This window comes from Winogradskyella litorisediminis (genome assembly GCF_042675765.1).
GTDB lineage: Bacteria > Bacteroidota > Bacteroidia > Flavobacteriales > Flavobacteriaceae > Winogradskyella > Winogradskyella litorisediminis.
The window spans coordinates 137730-151062 of the sequence record NZ_JBHTJL010000016.1 but is presented as its reverse complement, the minus strand read 5'-3'; the positions used below and the strand labels follow the sequence as shown (position 1 = coordinate 151062).

The 13333-nt window shown below is 34.0% G+C and carries 15 protein-coding genes; 9 read left to right on the top strand and 6 right to left on the bottom strand.

What is annotated here, in order from left to right; translation table 11 throughout:
- Positions 1–11 precede the first annotated feature (11 nt).
- Positions 12–1673 carry an asparagine synthase B gene (gene asnB / locus ACFQ1Q_RS11840; protein WP_386131686.1) on the bottom strand — a complete coding sequence of 554 codons (1662 nt, stop codon included), beginning with the start codon at positions 1671–1673 and terminating at the stop codon, positions 12–14.
- Positions 1674–1912: 239 nt separating this feature from the next.
- Between asnB and ACFQ1Q_RS11835 the strand changes: the two genes are divergently transcribed.
- A complete protein-coding gene (locus ACFQ1Q_RS11835; protein WP_386131683.1) occupies positions 1913–2473 on the top strand; it encodes a DUF2911 domain-containing protein in 561 nt (186 codons plus the stop codon).
- Between the two features lie 74 nt (positions 2474–2547).
- Here the strand turns inward: ACFQ1Q_RS11835 and ACFQ1Q_RS11830 are convergent, their stop codons facing one another.
- From ACFQ1Q_RS11830 to ACFQ1Q_RS11820, 3 genes are all read right to left on the bottom strand, one after another.
- The gene (locus ACFQ1Q_RS11830) at positions 2548–3147 is read right to left on the bottom strand and encodes an HNH endonuclease (protein WP_386131680.1); all 600 of its coding nucleotides are present in this window, start codon (positions 3145–3147) and stop codon (positions 2548–2550) included.
- A 20-nt stretch (positions 3148–3167) separates the two neighbouring features.
- Positions 3168–3800: a 7-carboxy-7-deazaguanine synthase QueE gene (locus ACFQ1Q_RS11825; protein WP_386131677.1), complete on the bottom strand. Its 633-nt coding sequence runs from the start codon at positions 3798–3800 to the stop codon at positions 3168–3170.
- A gap of 86 nt (positions 3801–3886) precedes the next feature.
- Positions 3887–4333, bottom strand: coding sequence for a Rid family detoxifying hydrolase (locus ACFQ1Q_RS11820; protein ID WP_386131675.1), 447 nt, complete (start codon positions 4331–4333; stop codon positions 3887–3889).
- A 58-nt stretch (positions 4334–4391) separates the two neighbouring features.
- Here ACFQ1Q_RS11820 and ACFQ1Q_RS11815 point away from each other — a divergent pair, with 58 nt between their 5' ends.
- The 8 genes from ACFQ1Q_RS11815 to ACFQ1Q_RS11780 all read left to right on the top strand — a co-directional run bounded on the left by ACFQ1Q_RS11815 (position 4392) and on the right by ACFQ1Q_RS11780 (position 11651).
- A complete protein-coding gene (locus ACFQ1Q_RS11815) occupies positions 4392–5930 on the top strand; it encodes a helicase HerA-like domain-containing protein (protein WP_386131672.1) in 1539 nt (512 codons plus the stop codon).
- 7 nt (positions 5931–5937) lie between these two features.
- Positions 5938–6489 (top strand): hypothetical protein, encoded by a 552-nt coding sequence (locus tag ACFQ1Q_RS11810; RefSeq protein ID WP_386131670.1) that lies wholly within the window; start codon positions 5938–5940, stop codon positions 6487–6489.
- A 62-nt stretch (positions 6490–6551) separates the two neighbouring features.
- Positions 6552–6920, top strand: a complete 369-nt coding sequence (locus ACFQ1Q_RS11805) for a cupin domain-containing protein (protein ID WP_386131667.1) — start codon at positions 6552–6554, stop codon at positions 6918–6920.
- Between the two features lie 2 nt (positions 6921–6922).
- Positions 6923–7750 (top strand): alpha/beta fold hydrolase, encoded by an 828-nt coding sequence (locus ACFQ1Q_RS11800; protein WP_386131665.1) that lies wholly within the window; start codon positions 6923–6925, stop codon positions 7748–7750.
- Positions 7751–7771: 21 nt separating this feature from the next.
- On the top strand, positions 7772–8533 hold the full coding sequence (gene rluF / locus ACFQ1Q_RS11795) for a 23S rRNA pseudouridine(2604) synthase RluF (protein WP_386131662.1): 762 nt from the start codon (positions 7772–7774) through the stop codon (positions 8531–8533).
- A complete protein-coding gene (locus tag ACFQ1Q_RS11790) occupies positions 8533–8955 on the top strand; it encodes a VOC family protein (RefSeq protein WP_386131659.1) in 423 nt (140 codons plus the stop codon). The genes rluF and ACFQ1Q_RS11790 overlap by 1 nt, the downstream gene beginning before the upstream one ends.
- A 69-nt stretch (positions 8956–9024) precedes the next feature.
- On the top strand, positions 9025–10209 hold the full coding sequence (locus ACFQ1Q_RS11785; RefSeq protein ID WP_386131656.1) for a hypothetical protein: 1185 nt from the start codon (positions 9025–9027) through the stop codon (positions 10207–10209).
- The gene (locus ACFQ1Q_RS11780) at positions 10209–11651 is read left to right on the top strand and encodes a hypothetical protein (RefSeq protein ID WP_386131654.1); all 1443 of its coding nucleotides are present in this window, start codon (positions 10209–10211) and stop codon (positions 11649–11651) included. The genes ACFQ1Q_RS11785 and ACFQ1Q_RS11780 overlap by 1 nt, the downstream gene beginning before the upstream one ends.
- 64 nt (positions 11652–11715) lie before the next feature.
- Here ACFQ1Q_RS11780 and ACFQ1Q_RS11775 read toward each other — a convergent pair whose 3' ends face one another.
- Positions 11716–12438 (bottom strand): YwaF family protein, encoded by a 723-nt coding sequence (locus ACFQ1Q_RS11775; RefSeq protein WP_386131651.1) that lies wholly within the window; start codon positions 12436–12438, stop codon positions 11716–11718.
- Between the two features lie 9 nt (positions 12439–12447).
- Positions 12448–13332, bottom strand: coding sequence for a bifunctional 5,10-methylenetetrahydrofolate dehydrogenase/5,10-methenyltetrahydrofolate cyclohydrolase (locus ACFQ1Q_RS11770; RefSeq protein WP_386131648.1), 885 nt, complete (start codon positions 13330–13332; stop codon positions 12448–12450).
- Between the last annotated feature and the right edge of the window lies 1 nt (position 13333).

The window sequence follows — 13333 nt, the reverse complement described above, 5'->3', positions numbered from 1 at the left end:
AAAAGTATTTCTTAATACGAATCATCATGCACATTTGCAATAGCTCTACCAGAAGGTTCGTTCATATTTTTAAAGGCTTCATCCCATTCTAAGGCAATCGCTGTACTACAGGCTACACTTGCTTCTTGTGGAACGCTTAAAGCCGCTGCATCACTCGGGAAATGTTCTTCAAAAATGGAACGGTAGTAAAACTCCTCTTTATTTAACGGTGTGTTTATTGGGAATCTAAACTTAGCATTTGCTAATTGCTCGTCTGTGACTTCTTTATCTACGATTTCTTTCAAGGTATCAATCCAGCTGTAACCAACACCATCACTAAATTGTTCCTTTTGTCTCCAAGCTACACTTTCAGGTAACATATCTTCAAATGCTTTACGAATCAACCATTTCTCCATGCGTTCGCCATTAATCATTTTATCTTTAGGGTTAATGCGCATCGCAACATCCATAAACTCTTTGTCTAAGAATGGTACACGACCTTCGATTCCCCAAGCCATTAAACTTTTGTTAGCACGAAGACAATCGTACATATGTAATTTGTCTAATTTACGTACGGTTTCTTCATGAAATTCTTGCGCGTTTGGTGCCTTATGGAAGTATAAATAACCGCCAAAGATTTCGTCTGCGCCTTCACCAGACAATACCATTTTTATTCCCATAGATTTTATAACACGTGCCATTAAATACATTGGCGTGCTAGAACGGATTGTGGTAATATCATACGTTTCAATATTATAAATAACATCTTTTATCGCGTCTAATCCTTCCTGAATCGTAAATTTAATTTCGTGATGAACAGTCCCAATATGGTCAGCTACTTTTTGTGCCGCGGCTAAATCTGGAGAACCTTCTAAACCAACAGAAAAACTGTGTAATTGTGGCCACCATGCTTTTTCTTTATCGTCTGCTTCGATACGTTTTTCAGAATATTTTTTTGCAATGGCAGAAGTCACTGAAGAATCTAATCCACCTGATAATAATACGCCATAAGGCACGTCACTCATTAATTGTCTATGAACAGCATCTTCAAGCGCTTGCTTTACTTCTGCAATACTAGTTTCGTTGTCTTTTACAGCTTCATATTCCGCCCAATCACGCTTATACCATTTTACTAATTTTCCATCAGAGCTACTCATGTAATGTCCTGGAGGAAACAATTCAATTTTTGTACAAACACCTTCTAAAGCTTTTAATTCTGAAGCGACATAAAACGTTCCGTCTTTATCCCAACCCATATATAATGGAATAATTCCCATGTGGTCACGAGCTATAAAATATTCGTCTTTTTCAACATCATAAATAGCGAAACCGAAAATACCATTCATATCATCAACAAAATCATGACCTTTTTCTTTGTATAATGCTAAGATAACTTCACAATCACTTTCAGTTTGAAACTTGTAATCTGGAAATTGTGCACGTAACTCTCTATGATTATAGATTTCGCCATTTGCAGCTAAAATTAGTTTTTCATCCGAACTGAAAAGCGGCTGTTTTCCTGATGCTGGATCAACTATTGCCAAACGCTCGTGTGCCATAATTACTTTATCGTCACTATAAATTCCGCTCCAATCTGGACCACGATGTCTAATGGTTTTTGACATTTCTAAAACCTGTGGTCTTAGGTCATCTGTTTTTTGCTTTATATCAAAGGCGCATACAATTCCGCACATAATAATTTATTTTAAGTATTAATTTGATACAAATATGGATTTAAACTTTCATTTATTAAACCTAAAGCGATAATTGTATTTCAATTTAAAACAAAAAATACATCAATTTAAAACAATATGAAATTAAAGTTACCCAATTGACGTTTGTTTACTATCAATATGTAAATTTTAATAATTCTTTACGACGACTACACTATATAACCAATTACTTTTACATTACTAAAAACTACGTATCACTTATGAAAAATTTAAAATTATTTACAACTATCGCATTCGCATTTATGATGTTAGTCTCGTTTAATGTAGATGCACAAAAATTTAGAGGATTAGACAAAAGCCCAATGGATGCTGCTTCAATTGGTCGTGGCAGTAAACAATTAGCTGTTGTTTACTACAGCCGACCGCAACTAAATGGCAGAACTGTTGGAAAAGAACTAGCACCTTTTGGAAAAGTTTGGAGAACAGGCGCAAATGAGGCAACAAAACTTATTTTAAATACAGATATGTCTCTTAACGGTAAAACTTTAGTTGCTGGAACTTACTCATTATTTACAATTCCAGGTGAAAAAGAATGGGAAGTCATTGTAAGCTCTGATGTAAATAATTGGGGTGCTTCTGGTTACAAAGAAGAAAATAAAGTTGCAAGCATTAAAGTTCCTGCAACAATGGGCGACGAATCTCTTGAAGCTTTTTCTATGGCTTTTGAACCTTCTGACGATGGTGTTCATTTACACATGGGTTGGGATAAAGTAAGAGTTGCGGTGCCTTTTAAACAAATGTTTCGCTTGCAAAAAAATTAATACTTCGAAATAACACTTATAAAAAATCTGGTTGAATTTAGTTTCAATCAGATTTTTTTTATTTATAACAATCATTACAAAGAAGGTATATCGCTCCAATTTTCGCCCGTTTTAATTCGCTGTAATTGCATTGTACTAACTCCAAATTGTTTGGCAATAATTCTTAAACGTGTTTTACGATTAGGGTTGTTCAACATCTTTTTTATTAAACGCACATTGTTTTCGGTGAGCTTGGCATAATCCCGAGATCTGTTTTTTAGGGCTTTTATAAAAATTGGATTTTTCGATTGATGTATTTCTTTTTCGCGCTTAGTCGCCCATTTGAGATTAGAAATCTCATTATTAAGTTTGTTATAATCTAAGTGAATAACAAAAGTTTGATTTTCTAAAGGTTCTAAAAAAAAGGTTGCAACTAACTTATGTAAATAATAGCCTTTATACTTTCTTTTTTTGTAACCTCGATAAATAGTTGTTGTATTTGTTTTTACTTTAATATGAGGATATCCGTTTAGAAAGTAAGCCTTTACAAGAACTGGAGTTTCTTCTTTAAATTTTATAAGCCTTCCATAATTAGAAATAAAATAATTTTCACTAGATAAAATATCATCTTCTTCATTAAAAATTATTTGTTTCCATTCCTCGTTTCTTAAATTAATAATACCTGTAAAATTCATAAAATGGGGGATTTTTGATTTTATGGAATGTTTAAATACTTATGTGTTTGGAGCGACACTTTCCATTTAGGATTCGCCATAACATAATCTACAATCTGTGGCATCATCTTATCGCGCTTGCTCCACTCCGGTTGAAGATACAAAAAACATTTGTCATTGACTTTTTCGGCTTGCTCTTCGGCAAATCTAAAATCGTCTTTGTTATAGATAATACATTTTAGCTCATGAGCCTTCGCAAGTACTTCTTCTGTAGGCAATTTGTTCTTTTTTGGTGACAAACAAATCCAATCCCAATCACCGCTTAATTTATATGCACCAGACGTTTCAATGTGTGTTTGCACACCTTTAGCTTTTAACTTTGCTGTTAGCGGATTCATATCCCACATCAAAGGCTCACCACCAGTAACCACAATGGTATTGCTATACTTTACAGCATTTTCAACAATTTTATCGGTTTCTGTTGGAGGATGCAATTCGGCTAACCAACTTTCTTTAACGTCGCACCAATGACATCCTACATCACAACCGCCAATACGAACAAAATACGCAGCAGTGCCTTTGTGATAACCTTCACCCTGTATGGTGTAAAACTCTTCCATCAAAGGTAAAAGCAAACCCTTATCTATTAATTCTTGTCGTTCTCTTCTCGTCATAGCGTGCAAATATATTGATTAGTTCTTAGTTTTCAGTTGCAGGAAACAGTAAATCGTGAACTGTAAACTGTGACTTTGACTGCAAACTATTTAGCTGCAATCACATCAATCTCAATACTTGCGCCACCAGCCAATCCGCCAGCAGCAAAAGTCGTTCGTGCGGGTTTCTTAGTAAAGTATTGTGTGTAAACTGAATTGAATACTTTAAAATCTTCAATATCCTTCAAAATGACTGTACATTTTACCACATCGTCTAAAGATAAATTATGCTGCTTCAGTACATCTTCTATATTTAAAATCACTTGTTTTGTTTCGGCTTCAATTCCACCTTCAACTAATTTACCGGCTTTGTGGTCTTTACCTATTTGCCCAGTTAAAAAGAGTAAATCTTTGGTTTCTACAGCATCACTAAATGGCACATTAGCGCGACTTGGTTCATGAGACTTATGAAAAAGTATTTCGGATTTTGAATCGTTACAAGAAAAATTCAAAATCATAATAAAGAGACATAAAACAGAAATATATTTTGACATGATTTTGATGTTTTTAACTTGATTAAAATTACAGTATTTTTATAAAAATTTTGAGAGAATGAGCAATAAAGACACTTTTATTAAACACATAAACGATGGCAATACCTTTAAAGGCGACTACATTACCCTTGGCGCAGCAATGCTAGACGGCGAAACCATGACCAATGCCTTTGTAAATGTTCCGTTAAAAACCATGAACCGTCACGGTTTAATTGCTGGTGCTACTGGCACAGGAAAAACAAAGACGCTCCAGGTTCTTGCCGAAAATTTATCCGAAAAAGGAATTCCCGTGTTACTCATGGATATTAAAGGCGATTTAAGTGGATTAGCACAACCAAGTCCTGGACATCCAAAAATTGATGAGCGTCACGAAAAGATAGGTTTACCGTTTGATGCTAAAAAATTTCCAGTGGAAATTATGACACTTTCAGAGCAAGATGGTGTGCGTCTTCGTGCTACAATTAGTGAATTTGGCCCAGTTTTAATCTCAAGAATTCTCGATGTTACCGAAACGCAAGCAGGAATTATCTCAGTGATTTTTAAATATTGTGACGACAATCAACTGCCACTTTTAGATATCAAAGATTTCAAAAAAATTCTACAATATGCCACAGGCGAAGGCAAGAAGGAATTTGAAGAAGCTTATGGACGAATTTCAACTGCTTCAACTGGAGCAATCTTAAGAAAACTGATTGAAATTGAACAACAAGGTGGCGATTTATTCTTCGGAGAAACCTCTTTTGATACGGCAGATTTGCAACGTATTGACGAGAATGGTCGTGGTTATATTAATATTATTCGCTTGACGGATATCCAAGATAAACCAAAGTTATTTTCAACTTTTATGTTGAGTTTGTTGGCTGAAATATATTCGACATTTCCAGAACAAGGAGATAGCGGAAGACCGGAACTTATTATGTTTATTGATGAAGCGCATTTGATTTTTAATGAAGCTTCTGATGCACTCTTAAATCAGATTGAAAGTATTGTAAAACTGATTAGAAGTAAAGGTGTTGGATTGTATTTTGTGACTCAAAATCCAACCGATGTTCCTGAAGAAGTGCTCGGTCAATTAGGATTAAAAGTACAGCATGCCTTACGTGCATTCACCGCTAAAGATAGAAAAGCAATTAAGCTCACAGCACAAAATTATCCAGATACCGATTATTACGATACCGCTGAAGTTTTAACCTCATTAGGAATTGGCGAAGCCTTAGTTTCTGCCTTAGACGAAAAAGGAAAACCAACGCCATTGGCAGCTACCATGATGCGAGCGCCAATGAGCCGAATGGATATTTTAACGGACCGAGAATTGAGCCAATTGTTGTCAAACTCTCAATTAGCAAAGAAGTACAACAAAGAGATTGACCGCGAAAGTGCTTACGAAATGCTTAATGAAAAGATTAAGCAAGCTGAAGCCGAAGAGGCAAAAGCAAAAGCTGCTGAAGAAAAAGCGAAGCTTAAAGAAGCAGAATCAAAACGAAAAGCAACTACAAGCCGACGACGTTCAACCAAACAAAACCCATTATTAAAAGTATTGACGAGTCCGACAGTAATTAGAAGCGTTCTCGGAATTTTAACCAAGATGATGCGTTAACTCCTTAATGAAATCTTTAAACGTTTTACTCCTGTTTTTTCTTTTAATAAATTGTGATGCTTCAAAAAAAGAAGACTCAAAGTTATTTGAAGTAAATAGCCAAAATGTGGGTTTGGTCACCGATTCAACATTAGTAAAAGATTTAAAATTTATATTTAAAAACGATTCTATTGTCAATTATAAAGAAGACGACAGCTTTATTGGTGGCTTAAATGCTATTGAAATTTTCGAGAAAAACGGCAATCATTTGTTGAGTATTTACCCAACAGATGCCCTGGATTCTATGGCGAAAATCGACTATATAAAACTTTTGGATAGCCGTTATAAAACTGCAGAAGGTATTTCTAATAACAGCTACTACATCGATATTAAAAATGCTTATAAAATTTCAGAAATTAAAAACGAATTGAATGCACTTTATCTAGAAGTTGATGCCATAAAATCTAGCTTTATAATTGACAAAAAAAAGTTAAAGAAGAGATTTAATTTTGGAGTTAAAATTGATTCGACTCAAATCTCAGATTCGACCCAAGTTGATGTATTTATTAAGTATTTTTGAAAAATAATTCTTCTTAGCATTTCGACTGCGCTCAATGTGACAGAATATATTAAAATTTTACAATGTCTAAAAAATATAAAATTCAAAATTCGCCATTTATTGTTCCAACAACTGACGGCAAAATCATAAAAGAACATTTTGGTAACGCCACAGACGGAAATTCTGAAATCAGTATTGCGCACATGGTTGCGCCAGCTGGTTGGTCTGAGCCGTTTCAGACCCCAGAATTTGATGAGTACACCTTCATCATAAAAGGAAAAAAACAATTTATCATTGATGGCGAAACAATTGTTTTAGAAGCTGGTCAATCTATCAAAGTAGATAAAAACACAAGGCTTCAGTACAGTAATCCGTTTACAGAACCTTGCGAATATTTAGCCATTTGCTTACCAGCATTTTCTATGGAAGCGGTAAATCGCGAAGCCGAGTAAATATGAGTAATTTCATTATAAAATCTATAGGAAACACACTTAATGCAGCAAGCTACATTTCGGCAAGATATGCTTCAAACAAAGCTTTAAAATTGTTTTCTACACCAAGAAAAGGGCGTTATTCTTTAGAACAAGAAAGCTTTATCAAAGATGCCAAAAAAAATACAATTTCTTATCAAGATTTAAGCATCGCTGTTTACCATTGGAAAGGCAAAGGAAAAACAGTGCTTTTAGCTCACGGTTGGGAAAGTAACGCCTCGCGTTGGTCTTATATTTTAGAAAAACTGAAAGATGAAAATTATAACATTATTGCTCTAGATGCACCTGCGCACGGTTTTTCTGACGGTAAATTATTTAATGCTGTGTTGTATTCAAATTGTATTAATGAAGTTGCAAAAATTTACAATCCAGACGTATTAATCGGCCACTCTGTTGGCGGTATGGCAAGTATTTTTTGTTTGTTTCAGAATGATTTACCAAGCGTAAAAAAGCTCGTGAGTTTGGGCGCACCTGCTCATTTTGTTGGTGTTTTTGGCAGATATAAAGATATGATGGGTTATAACAACCGAATTTCTAAAACTATGGATAAGTTGGTTGAAGAACGCTTTGGGATGACTACCGATTATTTTTCGGCTGCAAAATTTATCGAAGATTTAGATGTAGAAACGCTTATCATTCATGATAAAAATGATAAAATAATTCCTTATGAAGATGCACTTCTTTTTCAAAAACATTACAAAAACGGAAATTTAATTACTACAAAAGGCCAAGGTCATGGTTTAAGAGGCGAGTCAACAATTCCTCAAATAATTGAATTTATTAAAGCCTAATCTTTATTGTATTTTTGCTATATGTCAGAAAACTTAACACGTCTCAACAAATTTCTAAGCGAAGCTGGTTATTGCTCACGCCGCGCTGCCGATAAACTTATCGATGCTGGTCGTGTAACAATTAATGACGTGGTTCCAGAAATGGGAACCAAAGTTGCCGAAGGCGACGTAGTTAAAGTAGATGGCGAAGTTATTGGCGAACGCAAACAAGCCTTTACCTATTTGGCCTTTAACAAACCTGTAGGTATCGTTTGCACTACAGATACACGTGTTGAAAAAGATAATATTATCGACTTTATTGGCTATCACAAGCGTATTTTCCCTATCGGTCGTTTAGATAAACCCAGTGAAGGATTAATTCTTCTTACAGATGATGGAGATATCGTAAATAAAATTCTTCGTGCCAGTAATAATCACGAAAAAGAATATGTGGTTACCGTTGACAAGCCAATTTCTCAAACTTTTATTGAGCGTATGGCTGGCGGAATTTACATTGAAGAATTAGGACAACGCACCAAAAAATGTAAGGTAAAACGTATTGACAAATTCACCTTCAGTATTATATTAACACAAGGTTTAAACCGTCAAATTCGTAGAATGTGTGATTATTTGAATTATGAAGTTCAAACTCTTAAGCGCATCCGAATAATGAATATTCACTTGGATGTTCCACTTGGAAAATATCGCGAATTAACAAATGAAGAATTTAAAGAATTGAGTAACCTTATTAGTGAAAGTAAAAAAACGTTTGATGCCAAACAACACAAAAAAAGAAATAATTAATGAGTACTTTATCACCTTTTCATTTGGCAATTCCTGTACATGATTTAGAATTGTGCAGAAATTTCTATACCAACATCTTAAACCTTGAAGAAGGCAGAAGCAGCAGCCATTGGGTCGATTATAATTTTTTTGGACATCAATTAGTTATTCACCTAAGTGATGAGCAAAAACCAGAAGCGCCGACTAATGCTGTTGATGGCAAGGCCGTACCAGTTCCTCATTTTGGCGTGGTTCTACCTTGGGAAAAGTTTCAAGAATTTTCTAAGCTATTGAAATCAAAAGGTATTAATTTTATTATAGAACCGTATATACGCTTTGAAGGTTTAGTTGGCGAACAAGCTACTATGTTCTTTAAAGACCCAAGTGGCAATGCTTTAGAATTTAAAGCTTTTAAAGATTTAAGCCAGCTTTTTGCTAAGTAAGCGTATAATATTTAAGGAATTACCCATATTTTTCATTTTAAAAATTATTTTTGCTGAAAATTTTTAAATATGAAATTTTACTTACATATTCTATTTTTACTGCTAACTATCAATGTTTTTGGTCAGCGAATTTTAGAAGAAAAAATTACCTATTTTAATATTATTGAGCCAAAAGAAAAGCTCGATGCTTCTATAAAAAGCTACGATGTTATTGTAAATATTCCGTACACAATGACAGTTGATGATGTTAAAGCACAATCATTAAAAGATTTTGAAGCTGAAAAAGCTGAATACCAAAATGTACTAAAGCAAAGCAAAATAGATTTTCAATCAAAATTGGATAATCACGATGCCGAAGTTGCCCAAGCAAAAGAAAATTACGAAAGCGAAATGAAGCATTTTAAATCACTTTCGCTTTTAGAGCGTTTAGCATTAACAGATCAAGGCAAAAAACCAGTTTTAAAAACACCTGCAAAACCAACGTATGTTGAACCTCGCAAACCACAATATCAAGAACCTCGTTTGGCAGATTACTTAATTTTTGACAAAGAAGCATTGGAAGATAATATTAAACTAAATGGTTTTGATAAAGGCGAAGGTGTGACATTTACCATTAATATGAGTAAAATGGAGTTTCAAGAAAATGCTGGACAAACTTTTTACAAGCAACCAACTACTTTATCTATTTCTACATCTAATGGAATTATTTCAGAAAAAGTTTTTGGCGACGAGTCTAAGTTTTTAACCGCATCATCTTCAAACACGATTAATTTAAACCGTTACGAAAAAGATAACGTGAATAAGACTTTAGCTGAAATTGAAAAGTATATTAATGAAAATTATGGTTATACACCAGTACAAAAATCGATCTCGATTGAGTTTCCTAAAAACAAAAAACGTGAATACGACGGTTTAGAAAAAGCGAAAATTACTGCGATTTCAGCATTAAGAAAAATGACAAAAAACACATCTGTTGACCGAAGAAATGCAGCAATTGCCGAAATTGAAAAAGCAGAAGCGCTTTGGCAAGCCGAATTAGAAAAGGTAGATTATTCAGATAAAAAGGCAACATATAATGCTGATATTGCTAAATCTATTTTCTTCAACCTTTTAACTATTCAGACACAGTTAGGACAGAAAGAAAAGGCTGAAGCTACTTTATCTGCTTTACAAGACAAGCGCATTGATTTAGATTTAAGTTCTAGTGAAGAAACACGATTAGCTAATTTAGAAACTCAGATATATAAATTATAATGAAAAACTTCTTTACGTTTTTATTGGCACTGAGTTTCAGTATTGGATTCGCACAAGAATTTAAAATTGAATCGAGTACGCAGTTTGAAAAAAACCACGAAAACGAAGTAACTGAGGTTGTGTTTGCAACGCCTTACGGATTTTCGACTTACAGTTATTTAAAAAACGTATTTCTTGATAATCAGAAAGAAATTACAATCACTAAATATGACCAACAGCTTCAACAAGCTGGCACAATACGTTTCAATTTACCAAAGTTAGAACAACGTGCTGCAGATTTAGATAAAGTCATTGAGCTTGAAAAGGATTTGATTTTTATATCTAACTCAATGAGCAAAAAGCAAGGTATTAGAAATATTTATGCTCAGGTTTATAATTTGGAAAGTAACGCAGTTTCAGAATTAAAAATCATTGCGAGTTACCCAATTGAATCGTATTCAAAATCTGGACAAGTTGAAGTAAATGTATCAGAAAACAAACAACAAATTGTGGTTTTGGCGAATATGCCTTTCGTTAAGAAAACCCAAGAAAAAGTAAAGGTTTGGGTTTTTAACACAAATCTTGATGAGCAATGGAACGCGACACATACTATTGGTTTAGATAGCGAACGCGCACACAACCAAGATGTACATGTAGCAAATGATGGTACAGTACATTTGGTAAAACGTCACAAGTATAGTACTAAAAAAGCCACTTCAACTTTAGTAACTATTAATGGCGATAACAAAACTGAAACGTTGATTTCTACGCCGAATTTCTTTGTTAGAAATACAACCTTAGTTAATGTTGGTACAGATAATTTATTGGCAGGTTTTTATTATGAAGGCAAAGTACCTTATGTTAAAAACACTTCTGATGAAGGTAATGAAACTTCGGGAGTGTTTTTATACAGCATCAACGATTCTAAAATTATTGGTCAACACAAATTTATGGTCGATGGTAAACCAGTAAAAGATTTGGCTAGTGTTACGCCTGTATTTACGCACGTTTTTGGTGATGATTTATTCATTGTCGGAGAAAAACAAACCTATAGCAGCAAGTTTAAAGAAGGTAATTCTACAGAGTTAGATTACATGTACACGCATGGACCAACAGCAATTATTCATTTAAACACCAACGGTACTTTAAAGGAAATGAACGTTTTGAACAATGCTAACACTTTTAAAAATGCACAAAGCGAACGCGCATCAGTAGCTGCTTTACCAATGAATGGCGGTGTTAAGTTATTTTATAACAAATCTACATTTACAGTGGCAGGTTTTTATGACAATGCCGAAAAGACAACCTACAACACATTACCCACAAAATATAAAGATAACACGAGTACATCAACATCGTATTTAGTGCCAAAATCATTAAAAGCGGTTGACAACTACAACCTTATTTATTTTGTTGCAACCAACGGGAATAGATATTGGTTAAATAAAATGACTTGGGAATAAAACCTGAAAATATTTAAAAGCAAAGAGCCAGTGGACAAATGTTCTACTGGCTTTTCTTTTAAAATTATTTTAAATTATTCATTCTATTTCTAAGCTTAAAAGGTAAATAAATCAATAAAAATAGAGGAATAACTATCAACTGACCAATCAGAATATAATAGGGCCAATCGCCAAAATAATCTAATAAAGATGCTGATTTTGGTTTTTGATTAAGATAAAAATAGTTGGCATTAAGCAGGTAATTTAAAATCATCATAATTACCACATAAACCTGTAATGCGAAAAATGATTTAAAAACACTTTTTAATCTAGGTTTCATTTTAAAAACAAAAATGAAATAGAAAATAATAATGAGTAATCCGAGATGAACCGTCCAATATCTAAAATAATCGAAACTCGGAAAACCGCCTGAAATATCTGGAGTAATTACACCTTGAAGTGTTCCGCCAATTATCCAAAACAGTAAGATTTCGAACATCCAATAGCTACGATAATGGGTGAAAATAGGGCAAACGAGTGCTAATAGACTACAGAGATACAATGGCAAATCTGTTCTAAAATTATAAGTTCCTTTGGCAATTAGAAAAAGATGATAACTGAATACTATAAGTGAAACAAGACATGCAAAAAGATGAATCGTTTTTTGTTGCTGAAGTAATGCTAACTTTTGTTTTGAAAATCTAATGAAAAGTACAGCAAAAGCTACTGCTAATAAAATTGGAATGATATGCGGTAAACTTCCTATCGTAACTGGATTGTTGATGACAGAAAGTAACGGCTGTAACATTATCTAAAATTATCTATTGTGCTTTCTATGTTGCTCTCTAGCTAACAACGTATTTTTAAGCAACATAGCAATAGTCATTGGACCAACACCACCAGGAACTGGCGTAATAAAACTAGCTTTTTTACTAACGTTTTCAAAATCTACGTCACCTGTGATGTAGTAGCCTTTTTCAGAATCGTCTGGTACACGCGTAATTCCTACATCAATAATAATGGCGTCATCTTTTACCATTTCGGCTTTTAAAAATTTAGGAACACCTAATGCCGAAATAATAATATCTGCTTGTGAAGTAATCTGTGTAATATTTTTTGTGTGACTATGTGTCAATGTCACCGTTGAATTTCCAGGAAAACCCTTACGACCCATCAAAATACTCATCGGACGACCAACGATATGCGAACGTCCAATCACAACTGTATGTTTCCCTTTTGTCTCTACGCCGTAACGGTCTAACAATTCTAAAATACCAAATGGTGTTGCTGGAATAAATGTTGACATATCTAATGCCATTTTTCCAAAATTCATAGGATGAAATCCATCTACATCTTTATCTGGATTTACAGCCATGAGTACCTTTTGCGTATTTATTTGTGGCGGTAACGGCAATTGAATAATAAATCCGTCGATATCATCATCATTATTTAAATCTTCAATTTTATCGAGAAGTTCAATCTCACTAGTTGTGTTAGACATACGAACCATTGTAGATTCAAAACCAACACGTTCGCAGGCACGAACTTTACTGCCAACATAAGTTAAACTAGCACCATCATTTCCAACAATAACTGCGGCTAAATGTGGTACTTTTTCGCCATCGGCTTTCATTTTGTCAACCTCGGCCTTGATTTCGTTTTTTATGTCGTTACTGGTTTTTCTTCCGTCTAAAATTGTCATG